We start from the raw sequence: 14,115 nt of genomic DNA on the forward strand, positions 1-14,115 counted from the left end.
GCTCGACAGCTATTATTGAGGACTACTCTTAAGGTCTATGAGCTAGCGCTTGGATCTTGCTGGGCTCTCGCTTTCTGTTCTGCCTGATCGAGAAGCACCGGGCCGCTACCTGATTCCGCCAGCTTGTCGTCCGGGTTGTAGAGCGGGCAACTGGTCATGCTCAGGCAGCCACAGCCTATACAGCCTGCCAGGTTATTACGGAGCTTTTGCAGATAAGCAATCCGGCCATCGAGCATCTGCTGCCAGTTTTTTGAAAGCTGTTGCCAGTCTTCAACCGTCGGTGTGCGGTTATTGGGCAGTGATTCAAAAGCTCGCTTGATCTCTTCCAGGCTCACGCCGACTTTCTGCGCGGCTTTGATCACCGAAATCCGCCTTAGTACTTCTGGTTTATAGCGGCGCTGATTGCCCGCATTACGCCAGCTATGGATCAGACCTTGCTGCTCATAAAAGTGCAAGGTACTGACGTTAATGCCGCAGCGCTTTGCCACCTTGCCAACACTCCAAATTGCCTCTGCCATCACGCACTCCTGAATCTTTTTTGCTATTTTTTTCCAAAAACAGCTTTACCTCAAGTGAAGTTGAGGTTTTATCCTGCCATTTCACTTAACGCAAGGAGACTCTTATGTACTTGGAACACGTTAATCTGGTCGTTGATGATATGGATGCCATGTTGGATTTTTACCGCGCCGTATTCCCGCATTGGCGGGTACGCGATGAAGGCCATGGCGAGTGGTATGGCAAACCGCGTAAATGGGTGCACTTTGGTGACGACGAACACTACCTGGCGCTAAGCGATCATGGCGAAGGGGCGAATCGCGATTTGAAAGGCCACAGCGTTGGCTTAGCCCATTTTGCCTATGTGACCGATAACCTTGACGCCGTTGTGGCCAGGTTAAATAACGCGGGTTATGCCATTGCGAAACCAGGAGCTGTAGAGCCGTTTCGCAAGAATGTTTATTTTGTCGATCCGGCTGGGTTTGAGGTGGAGTTTGTCGAGTATCTAAGCGATATCCCGGCCGAGCGGAATTTAAATCAAGATGCCACTTAATAAGCAGTTCAGCACCTTCCGGGGTGCTGAACCGTAATAGTTTAGCTTTGATGCATCATGAAATATCTTTAGAATAACCTGTTAAAATTCCTGGATCTTTCAGTGGGACTTGGAAGCAAAAAGGCTTTCAGGAAGTGATGAGAGCTAATTACTCCTATGGAAGGAACGGATTGACCCTAAGGAAGACAAAGCATACCGGCCTAAATTTATGAAGCTGCCTAGCGCTGGTTCAGGTGCAACCTTATCCAGGGCTAGGCAGCTTTTCAGTACCGCCTTTGGCGCCATTGACCATCGTTAGGAACATTTAGATGATTCGTAAATACCGCGAGGCGGATATTGAACAAATTTTGGATATCTGGCTTTCAGCTTCGATTAAAGCCCACTCCTTTGTTGGTTCTGAATTTTGGCAGTCAAAAGTTAGCGATATGCGGGATATATACATCCCTGCATCAGAGACCTTTGTATTTGAGGCTGATGAGCAGATTACAGGGTTTTATTGCCTCTATGGAAATACGTTAGCAGCAGTTTTTGTGCTACCAAGCCTGCAGGGAAATGGTATAGGGTCAGCGTTGATTGAAGATGCTAAGAGCAGAAGGGCGTGTTTACAGCTAAGTGTCTATAGACAGAACGCTTCCAGCATCAGTTTTTATCAAAAACATGGCTTCATTGCATTAAGTGAGCAGATTGACGAACAAACTGGCCATCCTGAATTCATCATGGAGCACTACTGTTAACAGCGTGTAGCTATTAGCTGCTGTTTGTAATCGATGGTGTAAAGCATTAAGGAATATTCGGTGAACGGTGAATGTCTGTGTGGGGAGATTAAGTTCGAAATCGAAGGGGAGATACCGAGCTTCTATCAATGTCACTGCTCTTTGTGTCGCAAAGCGACAGGGTCTGCGTCAAATACGGCCACTTTTGTAAAAGCGGATAGCTTCTGCTGGCTTTCCGGCCAATCCAAAATCAGTACTTTTCAGAAGCCAACCGGCTATCGGAATGATTTTTGTGCGGTCTGCGGCAGTCTGGTACCCAATCAACTGAGAGACTCTGGGTTGGTGTGGGTTCCCGCTGGTTTGCTGAATAATGTGACTGCGTCGCAAATATCTATTCATCTTCACCTTTCTTCATCGGCTTCTTGGGCGTCAGAATCAGAGGGTTGTGTTCGTTTAGATGGTGGCCTTGATAGTTTGGAATCGCTTAACCAGGCATTGCAGAAGCCAAGTTGTTGAATGCAGGTCGAATTTTTTGCCATTGATAGCTGAAATGTCCTCCAATACCTCTAAGGAGTGGTCTGATGGCGCGAGCCGCTAGGACGACCACTCAACCAACACCCCAGCATAAAAACCGTAAAATGATCGCCCGTAGAGCCATCCCCAAAGGGTATAATGCCACTGGTAACGGTGGGGTGGCTTCGTTACATACGTTGATTTTCAGCAGGTTTGTTTACTTGTTACTATATTTTAAATAGAGAAAAGGCAGTCGTTCATGATTAACACCAAAATATACAAGGCGGTTTACGAACTCGCCGAAAAGCTCATGAAGGCTGCCGATAAAGAGGATAGAGAGGCTTTTGATGCGCTCTATGCGGAGCTGGAAGCTATTTGCACCGAGAATGAGAGCACCGATAAAGATCATCCAGAGCAGTGGGAAACATTGGCTGACTTCACGGAAGAGCTGGATGAGGCGCTGGCCGTCTACGAAAAAGCCTTTGAAAAGGCCGTCGCCGTTAACTCGAAGGATCACATGTCATCTATCGCGTTCTCCATGGCGAAGTTGCAGGTCGAACTGGGCCAAACCGACGCGGCTATCAGTAATCTTAAAAATGCCCAAGTCACCGCCAATAAAATTGAAGATGGCGAGCTGAAAGACGAAATTGACGAGCTGCTTGGAAAGCTGACAACAGGTTAGGGTTTGTACGAAAAGACGGCTAGCGCAGGCAGTTTTCGTACAAAGCCTAGTTTATTTAAGCTGCTGGTTTTAATCATATTCACGATAAACGTAGATGCACATAAAGCCTGATTGTGCTGGGTTTGCCTAAGACTAGGGACACTATTTTGACCAATAACGATATTTTTCGCCGCATACGTTACACCTTTGATTTAAAAGACAGCMCCATCGTGGATATCTTCGCCTTGGCAGAGGTCAGCGTGGCTCAAGAGCAGGTAACTGCCTGGCTGAAAAAGGATGAAGACGACGCCTTTGTCACCATGAAGAACAAAGAGCTGGCGGCTTTTTTGAACGGCTTTATTAGCTTTAAGCGTGGTAAGCGCGAAGGGCCGCAGCCCGTGCCAGAATCGCAGTTGAACAACAATATGGTGTTTCAGAAGCTGCGTATTGCGCTGAATTTAAAGGCTGAAGATATTTTGGCTGCTTTTGAACTGGCTGGCTTCAACCTAAGTAACCATGAATTAAGTGCGTTTTTCCGCAAGCCCAGCCATAAGAATTATCGAGAGTGCAAAGATCAGGTGCTGCGAAATTTCTTACTCGGTATGCAGCTTCAATTGCGGCCAAATCAGGATACTCCAAGCACCGAGTCCTGAGCTCATAGGGTTGGAAGCGTCGCTGCTCAAATGGCTTTAGCAAATGCGGGTTTTATATTCACGACAAGAACTGAAAAGTTTTATCAGGCCCCGCAATTGAACGTCGAGTATAGGGACGTTTTCCACTACGAGTTCAGGGCTTGATAAGGCTAGCCCCGGACTACGCTCGCGCTGAGTTAGCCTTCGCAAAAATACTTCGATGTCACCAGTACTGAGTCATACGGGAGCCTTTCCAGTGATCAAGCAAGTGGGCGGAGTTAACATTCAACCTAGGCACAGGGCTACATGCCACTGCTGCGGCATGGTGGAGCTCGAACTCGATCTGCCTGATGGTCTTGTTGACCCGAAAAGGTGTAACTGCTCTATTTGTAGGCGCAAAGGCGCTGTTATGGCCTATGTGTCATTGAGTGGTCTTCACATTCTTCGCGGTACTGAGCATCTAAAGCTATATCAGTTCAATTCAGGTGTCGCAAAGCATTACTTCTGTTCAAACTGCGGCATCTACACCCACCACCAAACGCGCTCGAACCCCACTGTGTATGGATTCAATGTCGGGTGCTTGGAAGGCGTTAACCCCTGTGATTTGGATGGTGTACCGGTTAGCGACGGTATCAAACATGAATCTGATCTGTAGCATCAGGGATAGGGGAGCTATAACGTGTCCAGCATTGGATGGTTCAGCACCACCCAGCAATTCAAAATAGGCGCATTGGTAAGGTATTGAGATGGAGCATGAAGCGCTGGTAAAAAAATGGCTAATGAGTGATCCGGCCCGTATTGAGGCGCTGACAATAGCGGCTGCGCAGAAGCTGCCGGGGTGGTGTCTCGCTGCTGGATTCGTTAGAAACTTGGTGTGGGACAAGCTGCATGACTTTTCATCGAATACGGCCCTCAACGACATCGATTTAATTTACTTCGATCCTGACGACATAAACGATTCCCACGATCATGATATCGAGCAAGGATTAAGGGAAGTCTCAACGTTTCCCTGGTCAGTAAAGAATCAGGCAAGAATGCACGAGAGAAATAATGACTGTCCGTATACATCCACTGAAGATGCCATGAGTTTCTGGATAGAGCTAGAAACTGCCGTAGGCGCTGCTTTGGATGACGATGGAGAGGTTATCCTTGTCGCTCCCTTTGATGTTAAGCCACTGTTTGACTATACCATTACATTAAATCCCAAACGGCCAAAACGAACGGATTTTGAAGCCCGAATATGCGCTAAGCGATGGCTACAAACCTGGCCAAGGTTGGTGGTAAATGCCTAATCAGGCATCCCAATGGTAGCTTTTACGACGTCAGCTCCCATTAGCTTAATGGTTTAGAGGAGATGGATTTCGGCTATCGGGTTTTGCTGGATACCGAAAGATTGAGTGCTAATGTCATTAATTTTTCATTGAAGTAATTTTCGCCGCATTAATTCTTATAGCCGCTAGGTAACTTAAACCCAGCGGCTATATCAATGTCGAACGTCGACTCAATTAAATGCGCTTCTTACCAGTATTTTTCATACTCATCACGTAAATAATGAACATGATGAGTGAGCCCATTACAAAACACCATACGCCTACGGTTGCGTAGCTCGCAAAAGCGGGAAGAAACAAAAGACTGCCAAAGAAGAAAAATAAGCTTGATAAGAGACCGAGTAGGTTGGGTAGCTGTTGATGCTGCGCTATCTCACTGTTCATTTTATTTCCTTATCTGAACTATTACTTTCAAGAGCCTCACAGTGCTTAAATACTGATGTCCGGTGCAAACTGAAAGCCCACCGATACTCGATTCCAACTGTTGATTTGGACAATAATGGCGGTGAGGTCAATTAGCCCCTGCTCACCAAACGCAGCTAGGGCGTTTTGATAGTCGTTGTCACTCACAGTTTGCTGGCTGACCAGTGTTAGTGTTTCGGCCCAGGCGAGTGCGGCGCGTTCTTGTGTGCTGAAGCAGGGCGCTTCACGCCAAGCAGGCAATACGTCTAAGCGAACCTGGTGTTCGCCATCGTCTCTGGCCTCTTGCGAATGCATGTGCTGACAAAAGCAGCAGTGATTAATTTGCGAAACACGTAGGTTGACCAAGTGGATTATCGAGCGATTAACCGTTGAGTCTGGGGCAACGTCGCCTAGTGCCGTAAGGTGCTTAGCTAGGCGGGGGTAAAGGCGATACACAGACTGTTGAGACATACGAGTAGACATGTGGGGAACCTCGGTGAGTAAGTTGAGAACTCAGCTTAACGTCGAGGTTTTTTTACGCCTTGTAAATTTGCGACAGTTTGCGCTTGCGATAGGCGGCGGGTGTTTCATAGGCGAGTGATTGGAAGGCATGGGTGAAGTGAGCTTGGTCATAGTAGCCGCATTGTAGGGCTATTTCCGTTAAGGGCAGCGTGGTTGCAAGCAGTCCATGGCGGGCTCGGTTCAGTCGGGCATAGGCTACTAATTGGCCTGGGGTAACGCCCACTTCACGTTTTAATTTGCGCTCCAGGGTACGTCGGGTAAACCCGAGCGTGGCGCCTAACTGTTGGGGCGGAAGCTGTAGTTCTCCAATGGCTTKAACAATCGTAGTGATACGGCTATTGGCGGGTGACTGGCTTTCTAGTCGATGTAACAACCATGTTTCCAGCAGGCGTAAACCCTGTTGCGAGTCCGACTGGTAGAGGCGCTCTACCACGGGCATTAATCCTTGCAATCCTAATGGTTCAAGCTCGTTCTCCAAACGGTAGTGTGTATCTGTGAATGCTTCGGGTAGCAAACCCAGCAAGCAGTGGGTGCCGGCTGCCTTAAAACGAATGCCCAGACAGGGCGCGGTGGTGTCGAGTGTCTCTATCAACGTGGTTTTGTTGAAACAGAGCGTGATAATGGGGTGGGGGCTGGTGAGCTTGATGCTGAGGCTAGCACCGGCATCTGGGTAGAACTTTTCGGTTCGGGGATCGGTGAGATGCCCTGGGCGACCCATTGACCAAAGGCACTGCACCCACGGGGCTAAGCGTTTATCAGGCAGGCGATGCCGAAAATTAAGATAGTTGGCGTTGCTTGGCAAGATGAATTCGGTCATGGCGTCAACCAATGGTATGTTTTTTAATGATGGCTCACATTAACTCAATCACGCAGCGTCTGGGAGCTGGCCCGGCGCCATACACTAGGCGGCGCTTTTTCCTGGCGAGCCCAGTTGCGCCTTAGCTGCCGCTCATCCCCGAATCCGGATGCTTCGGCGATGCGTGCTAGCGTCCATGTCGTTTCGGTCATTAACGCTTTGGCTCGCTGCAGGCGCAACCCCATAATGTAGTCGCCGACCAGCATGCCGGTGAGGCTTTTGAATTGGCGCCGAAAATGACGCTCGCTCATGGCTGCCTGAGCCGCTAATGTCTCGATACGCCAGGTTTGCGAAGGGGCGGCGCAAATTGCATCTTGAACGCGATGCAGCCGTTCATCCACATGATTGCGGCCCTCAAGCCAGGCGCCCAGCTGAGGCTCCTGACCACTACGGCGAAGATACAGCACCATCTCCCGCGCTACCGCTAGAGCCAGCGAGTGGCCGCAAGCGCGGGTTAGCCAGTACAGCATGGTATCAATGCCGGTCGAAATCCCCGCGCTGGTTAAATAGCGCCCGTCCTCGGTAAAGATACAATCACGTTGTACCTTTGCTTGTGGGGCTTTGGCTTGTAGCTGTTCAATTAGCGTGTGGTGGGTGGTACAGCGTCGCCCCTCTAACAGGCCAGCATCCGCCAGTAATAGCGTGCCCGAGCAAACGGTCATCAGCGTATCTGCATAGTGGGCATTCTCCTTGAGCCAAGCGACACATTCTTGCTGCACCAATGGCTCAAGGCTATTGCGGTACTGCCCCGGAATAAGCAGTAAATCTTGAGTAGGAAGCTGTTCAGGCAAGGGATCGATGCCGCTAAGAGTAAGCGGCCCTAGCCACTGCATGGCCGCTTGGGGGCCGAGATAGCGCACCTGAACGTCTATCGAAAGTCGGTCTGCACACTGCAAGACCTGTAGCGGGCCAATCAAATCAAGCGGCACCTGGCCGGGCATCATCAATACCGCCACACGCAAGGTGGTGGCTCTTGCGGATGGCGGCTGGCTATGTTGTTGCTCTTCACTCACGCGTGTTTTGCCATTCGTTGATCATGTCTTGTGTACTGATAATACGCGCAAAGCGGTCTTCAAGTACCAGTTCGGTGCGTGCCTTAATATCCTCAGCTGACCAAGTGGTGCCATGGCGCGTCATGGGGAACGTTAGGGTAGCATCACTGATAAAGTCGACGCTAAACCCTAAATCCGACGCCACGCGTGCGGTGGTTTCGCAGCATTGCTCGGTACGAATACCGCTAATCGCCAGCCGTTCAATGTCTCGCTCCCGTAACCAGCTTTCTAGTGAGGTATCGCTGAACGCGTTATGCGCACGTTTATGGAAGGTCACCGCCACTTCATCGTTAAAGTCATCGAGCGGACGAATAAGGCCATTATCAGGGTCGAAAGCCCCTTGGCTGCCAGGTTCTTCATGCAGAACGCGCACAACCGGTATAGCGTTGGCCTGGGCTGCATTTAGCACTGCACGCTGCTTGGGGCACCACGCCTGAGCCAGTGATTCTACCCAGTAATCGCGGGCGGGAAAGGAGGCTTGAACATCAATTAATAACAATGCGGTTTTAGGCTGGGCCATGGCTAATCTCATCGTGGTGAAGTGAGGCTACAGATTAGCTGTTACGCATTCAGCCAACGATGCGTTGACCGGTCACAAAGGGGACAATTTCGGCCATGTATGGCCAACGTTTTCTGACGGACAGCACGGGAGATGGTGATTTTCAGGGGCAAGCAGGGTTTATTTCTTCACACAGACAAAAATAGAGTTTCCTGAGGCGTTATCCCAGGGGATGATCTTTTCATAGTTGTGCTCAAACACATGAACCTCAAAGTGAGGCGCTAAGAGTGCGCTTAACTCTGCAAAGCTGACGGCTACCATGGGGTGTTCGTCGTTCCATAGCAGTGTTCCTTCAGCGTTGGCTTTTTCAATGCTGAGTCTAAGCGACTGCTTTTCGCCTTGGCCGCTGTAGTGCCATCCGGAGCGGAAGGTGAATAAATCGTTTGCTTGTTTGGCGCTGTGCTTAACAGATAAAGCGTTATCGATTTTGTCTTTATCGACGGCGTTAAAACAGAAAATGCCATCAGACTTGAGTGCACGATAAACACTGGATATACACGCTTTGAGCTTTTCAATGCCATCGCTGTAGTGGATTGAGTATAAAAAACAGGTGATTAAGTCTTGAGGTTCGTTGGCTTTGAAGTCGCTCATGTCTTGCAACGTGAAGAGCGCTTCTGGGCAGCGTGTGGCGGCGATATCCAGCATGGGTTGGTTGATATCCAACCCGCTGCTGGCGTATCCAAGATCAATGAAATGGCGCACGTGTGGGCCGGTGCCACAGGCTAAATCTAGGTGTGTCGTACCGCCGTTACCGAAAATCTGATGCAGCCTGCGAATGGCGTGACTTTGCGCTTGATAGTCGATATCTACGCACATCAAATCGTAGTAGCCAGAAAGGTCGGTATAGAGGACGTTGACGGGCATGGTGACCTAAATAGTGGCAACTGAAAGATTGTGGGTGGCGCATAGTAAACGAGCGGGTAGGGTTTGAGAAGCAGAGCCATAGCTAGGAGCGTTGGTGTTCATCAAATACCTTCTGGGACCCTAAAGAAATCCTGACGTTTACCGATATATAGCAAAGGCCATGAAGATTTCTCTGGTCGTTGTTAAATGCCAAGAGACCCTGCTATGCCCAAAAACCTGATCTTTATCTTTGCCACCTTGTTTCTCTCGCTATCCTCCCAAGCTCATGCAAACAGCAGTGATGCAGAGGCGGCGGCGTTGGCGTGGCTAGAAGCCATCGATAGCGGTCAGTATGAGCAGGCATGGGAAACTTCGTCTTCATTACTAAAAAAGCCGCTTTCACCGCACATGTTAGAACGGACGATTGGTGCAGCGCGCCGTGACTTTGGTGCGGTTCAATCCCGTCGGCAAGTAAGCGTCGTTCGCGAAACCTCTATGCCAGGGGCTCCAAGAGATGACTACGCGGTTTTGACGTTCCAAACAAGTTTTGAAAACAGGCCGCAGATTACGGAAACCATCACCCCTCACTTGGAAGAGGGGACGTGGAAAGTGAGTGGTTATTACTTGAACTAACCGATTCCTCAAAATATTTCGACCACCTCTGGCCTTCAAAATCGCTAACTTGGTTCAGGCTCTTTTTACCCACGAAGCTTGCCTTCACGTTGTTCATGACGAAGCTCAAAGTGGCTGCTACGTTGAGTAGATAGCCTTGTGTATGTTGCTATGGATAAGCTTCAGATTCAGAGGGGAATGTTCAGGCGTTGAATGCGAGGAGTGGGTATGCAAACCCTTTCTCTCAAACCGCACTGGCTCTGGTTGATAGTTGCCGGTTTGCTAATGGCTACCATGTCGTTGACCTGGCAGGCCATGGCGCAGTCCTCTTCTTCCAGCGCGCTGGTGCTCAATATCGAAGGCGCGATCGGCCCGGCGACCAAGGATTACTTCGAGCGCGGCTTGGATAAAGCCCGCGAGCAGGGCAGCGAAGTGGTGATCGTCGAGCTCGATACCCCCGGCGGRCTGGKCGACACTACCCGCGACATGATTCGCGAGATGCTCAACGCTGATGTCCCCGTCGTCATGTACGTATCCCCCAGCGGTGCGCGCGCGGCAAGCGCGGGCACCTATCTGCTTTACGGCAGCCATGTGGCCGCCATGGCCCCCTCGACGCATCTCGGTTCGGCCACGCCCATTCAGATGGGCGGCGGGCTGCCCGGCAGCAATGAAGGCGACGATGACAGCGCGGCTGACGAGTCGGAAGGCGAGGGTAGCGCCATGGAACGCAAGGTGATGGAAGACGCGGTGAGCTTTATCCGCAGCCTGGCGGAACGCCATGATCGCAATGCCGATTGGGCAGAAGACGCGGTGCGTGATGCCGTCAACCTCACCGCCAGCGAGGCGCTGGAGCAGAACGTCATCGAAGTGGTGGCGCGCGATCTCACCGATCTACTTGAACAGATCGACGGCATCAGCGTGGTTATGCAAAGCGGTGATGCCACCCTCGAGACCGCCGACCTCACTATCGAGCGCTTCGATCCGGATTGGCGCACCCAGGTGCTGTCGCTGATTACCAACCCCAACATCGCCTTCTTTTTGATGATCATCGGCTTCTACGGGCTGGTTTTCGAGCTTGCCAGTCCCGGTAGCTTGTTTCCCGGCACCATTGGCGTGATTTGCCTGTTGCTCGCCCTGTTTGCATTTCAGGTGCTGCCGATCAACTACGCTGGTCTGGCGCTGATTGTCGTCGGGCTTGCCTTGATGGTGGGCGAGGCTCTGATGCCCAGCTTTGGTGTGCTGGGGCTCGGCGGCATTATTGCTTTTGTACTCGGGTCGATCATGCTCATGGATGCCGAGTACATGGCGATTTCATTACCGCTGATTGGCGGCGTGGCGCTGGTATCCGGCGGCCTGATGCTGTGGACGTTGACGCGCTTTGCCACGCTGCGCCGTCGCCCGGCGCATACCGGTATCGAGCAGATGATAGGTGCTAGTGCCGTTGCCCTGGAAGATTTTGAAACCAACGGCCACGTTTGGCTGCACAGCGAACGTTGGAATGCGGTGAGCGATGCTCCCGTCAAGCAGGGTGAGGAGCTGAAGGTAGTGCGTCTTGAAGGCTTGACGGTCTATGTCTCACATCCCTAGCGACCCTGGCCTTGGTGGCTGTCGTTGGGTAATTGATCATCCGCTAAACGAGGTGCCCCATGATTCTTTCGTATCTTGTCCCAGTCGTATTAGTGGTGCTACTAATCGCCGCCTCCATTCGCATACTGCCGGAGTACAAACGCGGCGTAGTGTTCTTTCTGGGCCGCTATCAGAAGGTGAAAGGGCCGGGCCTGGTCATCGTGATCCCCGCGATTCAAAAGATGCAGGTGGTCGACCTGCGCGTCATCACCATGGACGTGCCCGAGCAGGACGTGATCTCCCAGGATAACGTCACGGTGAAGGTCAACGCCGTGCTTTACTTCCGCGTGGTGGATCCGGAAAAAGCGATTATTCAGGTGGAGAATTTTACCCAGGCCACCAGTCAACTGGCCCAGACCACGCTGCGTTCGGTGCTGGGTAAGCATGACTTGGATGAAATGCTCTCCGAGCGCGACAAGCTCAACGACGATATCCAGGAAATCCTCGACGCCCAGACGGACTCCTGGGGCATCAAGGTGGCGAACGTCGAAATCAAGCACGTGGATCTTGACGAGAGCATGATCCGCGCCATTGCCCGCCAGGCCGAGGCGGAGCGCGAACGTCGCGCCAAGGTCATCCATGCCGAGGGTGAACTGCAGGCTTCCAAGAAGCTGGTCGAAGCGGCCAATGTGATGCAGGAAAACTCCGCCGCGCTGCAGTTACGCTATCTGCAGACCATGAGCGACATGAGCAACAAGAACGCGTCGACGATCGTCTTCCCGCTGCCCATGGACATTATGGAAGCCTTCAAGGATATGAAAGCCAAGCATACGGCAGCACCGCCTGGTAAGGCGCAGGATGACGCCTAGGCTAGCTCTTCCCACTGCCTGTGGTACGGTTTGGCGGCAGCTGGCAGTGGGCTCCCTGAATACATTTTTTGTTTCATGGGATATGCTTCGAAGCCCCTGATCCAAGAAACCCGGTGATGCCATGTCCATGATTGCCACTACCCCCGAACCGCCTTACTACGCCGTTATTTTTACTTCACTACGCACAGAGGTCGATAACGGCTATGACGAGATGGCGGCAAGAATGGTTGAGCTTGCAGCGCAGCAGCCGGGATTTTTAGGAGTGGAGTCTGCCCGCAATGAAGTGGGTGTAACAGTTTCTTACTGGGCCGACTTGGCGTCTATTAAAGCGTGGAAAGCCCATGCTGAGCATCAAGAGGCTCAGCGGCTAGGCCATCAGCAGTGGTACCAACACTTCAAAACCCGTATCGCTAAAGTCGAGCGAGATTACGGTATTTAGCTGGTTGGCATCGATTCACGGCTTACACCACCAGCCCAGCCAGTGCCTGCATTCCTAGAGCCACCGCAAGTACAACAACCCCTGCCACCAAACTGGTTACCAAGGCATGGCGTTTCCACAGTACCAGAACACGGTGGCCAAAGCGGTGAACCAGCCAGGCAAGGCCGAAGTAGCGCAAGCCACGGGCGATTAATGTCGCTACTACAAACATTACGATTGGGTAGCCGGAAAGCCCGGCGGTAATCATCGCCACCTGGAAGGGAATCGGTAGTATTCCAATGGCCAAAATAGCGGCAAAACCGTACTGATCGAAAAATGTTTGAAATGCCTGGTAGCTATTCTGCATCCCCATAGACTCAATAAACCAGGTGCCCACCGACTCATAAAGCACTAAGCCAATGCTGTAGCCCACCAGCGACGCGACGAGGCAGCCCGCAGTAGTGACCAAAGCCAGTAACCACAGCCGCTGCCTATTAACGGCCATCAGCGGTATCAACACCAGCTCAAGAGGAATGGGCAGAATAATAGTCTCCAAAAAGGAGAGGGTGGCGAGTAGCCACAGCATATTCTTCGAGCCGTTAATACGCTCAAACCACTGCTTAGTGCGTTTGGATGCTATGGCCATGCAGGTCTCTACACTTCGGGATTAATGCGGCGATAGACAGCCGCTAATAGGCTGTAGAGACCAAACGCGAAGAGTCCCAGTGCGACAAACCCAAGTAGCCACTGACCGAAAGGCTGGCTTCGCAGCGTGCTAAACACTTCGCCCATACCGCCAGCTTCATTGGGATTGATTTGATAAGCGGCGATGATAAAAAAGCTACCCACGATCACAAATACAAGACCACGAATCACTAAGCCAAAACGGCAGATAGGATAGGCCCATTGTTGAGTTTTGGGTGGCATAGCAAAGTGTTTGTCGAATTTGGCTTTGTAGCCTTTAAGCGCGTGGGCGATACCTACGCCAATCATGATGAGGCCGACCCCGCCTACCAGCCAGCGCCCGAAAGGCTGCTGCATCAGCCAACCTGCGACGCCTTGTGAGCCGCCACCTGAATCACCTGAAGAGCCCGCAAATTGCAAGATGAGCGTGGCGGCAAAAAAAGCCAACAACGTGTGGGTAATGGCGCTGGCCAATAAGCCCGCACGAATTGCCAGCCCCTTGGCACCGTTGCCGTGATGGTCGGTGTCTTTAACTGCTTGGATGATCCGCCACATCGCGTAGCCCACCAAGCCGATGGCCATAATGGCTAACAAGACTTTTCCGAAGGGAGCAGTGAGCACGCGTTCTAAGGCGCCCCGACTGCCTTCTGTTTGGCCGCCTTGCCCAAAAGCTGCCAGCGCTGCAAGGCCGCCTACTAATACATACACAATGCCCCGAGAGGCGTAACCCATGCGGGCGAAAAGGGTAATCGCATCACGGTGGTCGGGGTTATTCATACTATTGGCCATGGTGTCCTCCTGACATATTAGGCGTTGCGCATCCCTATGCAATCTAGT

The 14,115-nt window shown here is 51.5% G+C and carries 20 protein-coding genes; 11 read left to right on the forward strand and 9 right to left on the reverse strand.

From position 1 onward, the window contains the following. Window positions 1–35: 35 nt before the first annotated feature. Complete coding sequence (soxR, locus tag HALO_RS10270) at window positions 36–518, reverse strand: redox-sensitive transcriptional activator SoxR (protein WP_035579981.1); 483 nt, start codon at window positions 516–518, stop codon at window positions 36–38. Window positions 519–622: 104 nt separating this feature from the next. Between soxR and HALO_RS10275 the strand changes: the two genes are divergently transcribed. The 7 genes from HALO_RS10275 (at window position 623) to HALO_RS10305 (ending at window position 4,859) form a co-directional block, all read left to right on the forward strand. After that, a complete protein-coding gene (locus tag HALO_RS10275) occupies window positions 623–1,048 on the forward strand; it encodes a VOC family protein (protein ID WP_035579978.1) in 426 nt (141 codons plus the stop codon). Window positions 1,049–1,356: 308 nt separating this feature from the next. Beyond that, window positions 1,357–1,782, forward strand: a complete 426-nt coding sequence (locus HALO_RS10280; protein WP_035579975.1) for an N-acetyltransferase — start codon at window positions 1,357–1,359, stop codon at window positions 1,780–1,782. Between the two features lie 60 nt (window positions 1,783–1,842). Continuing rightward, the gene (locus HALO_RS10285) at window positions 1,843–2,277 is read left to right on the forward strand and encodes a GFA family protein (RefSeq protein WP_081899083.1); all 435 of its coding nucleotides are present in this window, start codon (window positions 1,843–1,845) and stop codon (window positions 2,275–2,277) included. Window positions 2,278–2,533: 256 nt separating this feature from the next. Further along, entirely contained in the window at window positions 2,534–2,956 is a 423-nt protein-coding gene (locus HALO_RS10290) for a replicative DNA helicase (protein ID WP_035579972.1), read from the forward strand. A gap of 146 nt (window positions 2,957–3,102) precedes the next feature. Next, entirely contained in the window at window positions 3,103–3,588 is a 486-nt protein-coding gene (locus HALO_RS10295) for a DUF1456 family protein (RefSeq protein ID WP_050713395.1), read from the forward strand. A 199-nt stretch (window positions 3,589–3,787) separates the two neighbouring features. Next, on the forward strand, window positions 3,788–4,222 hold the full coding sequence (locus HALO_RS23520; protein WP_197671993.1) for a GFA family protein: 435 nt from the start codon (window positions 3,788–3,790) through the stop codon (window positions 4,220–4,222). Between the two features lie 91 nt (window positions 4,223–4,313). Continuing rightward, the gene (locus HALO_RS10305; protein ID WP_035579967.1) at window positions 4,314–4,859 is read left to right on the forward strand and encodes a nucleotidyltransferase family protein; all 546 of its coding nucleotides are present in this window, start codon (window positions 4,314–4,316) and stop codon (window positions 4,857–4,859) included. A 213-nt stretch (window positions 4,860–5,072) separates the two neighbouring features. On the opposite strand, the gene HALO_RS10310 is transcribed toward HALO_RS10305, so the two are convergent. The 6 genes from HALO_RS10310 to HALO_RS10335 form a co-directional block, all read right to left on the reverse strand. Continuing rightward, the gene (locus tag HALO_RS10310; protein WP_050713396.1) at window positions 5,073–5,279 is read right to left on the reverse strand and encodes a YrhK family protein; all 207 of its coding nucleotides are present in this window, start codon (window positions 5,277–5,279) and stop codon (window positions 5,073–5,075) included. Window positions 5,280–5,324: 45 nt separating this feature from the next. Then, the gene (locus tag HALO_RS10315; RefSeq protein ID WP_035579965.1) at window positions 5,325–5,780 is read right to left on the reverse strand and encodes a carboxymuconolactone decarboxylase family protein; all 456 of its coding nucleotides are present in this window, start codon (window positions 5,778–5,780) and stop codon (window positions 5,325–5,327) included. 52 nt (window positions 5,781–5,832) lie between these two features. Continuing rightward, a complete protein-coding gene (locus tag HALO_RS10320; RefSeq protein ID WP_050713397.1) occupies window positions 5,833–6,636 on the reverse strand; it encodes a helix-turn-helix transcriptional regulator in 804 nt (267 codons plus the stop codon). Window positions 6,637–6,680: 44 nt separating this feature from the next. Continuing rightward, window positions 6,681–7,688, reverse strand: coding sequence for a GlxA family transcriptional regulator (locus tag HALO_RS10325; protein ID WP_050713398.1), 1,008 nt, complete (start codon window positions 7,686–7,688; stop codon window positions 6,681–6,683). Continuing rightward, on the reverse strand, window positions 7,681–8,247 hold the full coding sequence (locus HALO_RS10330) for an isochorismatase family protein (protein ID WP_035579962.1): 567 nt from the start codon (window positions 8,245–8,247) through the stop codon (window positions 7,681–7,683). The genes HALO_RS10325 and HALO_RS10330 overlap by 8 nt, the downstream gene beginning before the upstream one ends. Window positions 8,248–8,406: 159 nt before the next feature. Further along, the gene (locus tag HALO_RS10335; protein WP_035579959.1) at window positions 8,407–9,150 is read right to left on the reverse strand and encodes a class I SAM-dependent DNA methyltransferase; all 744 of its coding nucleotides are present in this window, start codon (window positions 9,148–9,150) and stop codon (window positions 8,407–8,409) included. Window positions 9,151–9,354: 204 nt separating this feature from the next. Here HALO_RS10335 and HALO_RS10340 point away from each other — a divergent pair, with 204 nt between their 5' ends. The 4 genes from HALO_RS10340 (at window position 9,355) to HALO_RS10355 (ending at window position 12,615) form a co-directional block, all read left to right on the forward strand. Next, window positions 9,355–9,762 (forward strand): DUF4019 domain-containing protein, encoded by a 408-nt coding sequence (locus HALO_RS10340; RefSeq protein WP_035579957.1) that lies wholly within the window; start codon window positions 9,355–9,357, stop codon window positions 9,760–9,762. Window positions 9,763–9,969: 207 nt separating this feature from the next. Continuing rightward, on the forward strand, window positions 9,970–11,328 hold the full coding sequence (locus tag HALO_RS10345) for an NfeD family protein (protein ID WP_050713399.1): 1,359 nt from the start codon (window positions 9,970–9,972) through the stop codon (window positions 11,326–11,328). Window positions 11,329–11,387: 59 nt separating this feature from the next. Next, window positions 11,388–12,176 carry a slipin family protein gene (locus HALO_RS10350; RefSeq protein ID WP_035579952.1) on the forward strand — a complete coding sequence of 263 codons (789 nt, stop codon included), beginning with the start codon at window positions 11,388–11,390 and terminating at the stop codon, window positions 12,174–12,176. Window positions 12,177–12,297: 121 nt separating this feature from the next. Next, on the forward strand, window positions 12,298–12,615 hold the full coding sequence (locus tag HALO_RS10355) for an antibiotic biosynthesis monooxygenase family protein (RefSeq protein WP_035579949.1): 318 nt from the start codon (window positions 12,298–12,300) through the stop codon (window positions 12,613–12,615). Between the two features lie 22 nt (window positions 12,616–12,637). Here HALO_RS10355 and HALO_RS10360 read toward each other — a convergent pair whose 3' ends face one another. Next, complete coding sequence (locus tag HALO_RS10360; protein ID WP_035579946.1) at window positions 12,638–13,240, reverse strand: YqaA family protein; 603 nt, start codon at window positions 13,238–13,240, stop codon at window positions 12,638–12,640. Between the two features lie 8 nt (window positions 13,241–13,248). Then, window positions 13,249–14,067, reverse strand: a complete 819-nt coding sequence (locus HALO_RS10365) for a DUF1206 domain-containing protein (protein WP_035579943.1) — start codon at window positions 14,065–14,067, stop codon at window positions 13,249–13,251. Window positions 14,068–14,115 lie beyond the last annotated feature (48 nt).

The sequence above is a fragment of the Halomonas sp. R57-5 genome (assembly GCF_900070345.1).
GTDB classification, from domain to species: Bacteria; Pseudomonadota; Gammaproteobacteria; order Pseudomonadales; family Halomonadaceae; genus Vreelandella; species Vreelandella ventosae_B.

Bases quoted from the DNA above. Each gene is read 5' to 3' on its own strand.
- soxR (WP_035579981.1), bottom strand. From the start codon at position 518: ATGGCAGAGGCAATTTGGAGTGTTGGCAAGGTGGCAAAGCGCTGCGGC.
- HALO_RS10275 (WP_035579978.1), top strand. From the start codon at position 623: ATGTACTTGGAACACGTTAATCTGGTCGTTGATGATATGGATGCCATG.
- HALO_RS10280 (WP_035579975.1), top strand. From the start codon at position 1,357: ATGATTCGTAAATACCGCGAGGCGGATATTGAACAAATTTTGGATATC.
- HALO_RS10290 (WP_035579972.1), top strand. From the start codon at position 2,534: ATGATTAACACCAAAATATACAAGGCGGTTTACGAACTCGCCGAAAAG.
- HALO_RS23520 (WP_197671993.1), top strand. From the start codon at position 3,788: ATGTCACCAGTACTGAGTCATACGGGAGCCTTTCCAGTGATCAAGCAA.
- HALO_RS10305 (WP_035579967.1), top strand. From the start codon at position 4,314: ATGGAGCATGAAGCGCTGGTAAAAAAATGGCTAATGAGTGATCCGGCC.
- HALO_RS10310 (WP_050713396.1), bottom strand. From the start codon at position 5,279: ATGAACAGTGAGATAGCGCAGCATCAACAGCTACCCAACCTACTCGGT.
- HALO_RS10315 (WP_035579965.1), bottom strand. From the start codon at position 5,780: ATGTCTACTCGTATGTCTCAACAGTCTGTGTATCGCCTTTACCCCCGC.
- HALO_RS10330 (WP_035579962.1), bottom strand. From the start codon at position 8,247: ATGGCCCAGCCTAAAACCGCATTGTTATTAATTGATGTTCAAGCCTCC.
- HALO_RS10335 (WP_035579959.1), bottom strand. From the start codon at position 9,150: ATGCCCGTCAACGTCCTCTATACCGACCTTTCTGGCTACTACGATTTG.
- HALO_RS10340 (WP_035579957.1), top strand. From the start codon at position 9,355: ATGCCCAAAAACCTGATCTTTATCTTTGCCACCTTGTTTCTCTCGCTA.
- HALO_RS10350 (WP_035579952.1), top strand. From the start codon at position 11,388: ATGATTCTTTCGTATCTTGTCCCAGTCGTATTAGTGGTGCTACTAATC.
- HALO_RS10355 (WP_035579949.1), top strand. From the start codon at position 12,298: ATGTCCATGATTGCCACTACCCCCGAACCGCCTTACTACGCCGTTATT.
- HALO_RS10360 (WP_035579946.1), bottom strand. From the start codon at position 13,240: ATGGCCATAGCATCCAAACGCACTAAGCAGTGGTTTGAGCGTATTAAC.
- HALO_RS10365 (WP_035579943.1), bottom strand. From the start codon at position 14,067: ATGGCCAATAGTATGAATAACCCCGACCACCGTGATGCGATTACCCTT.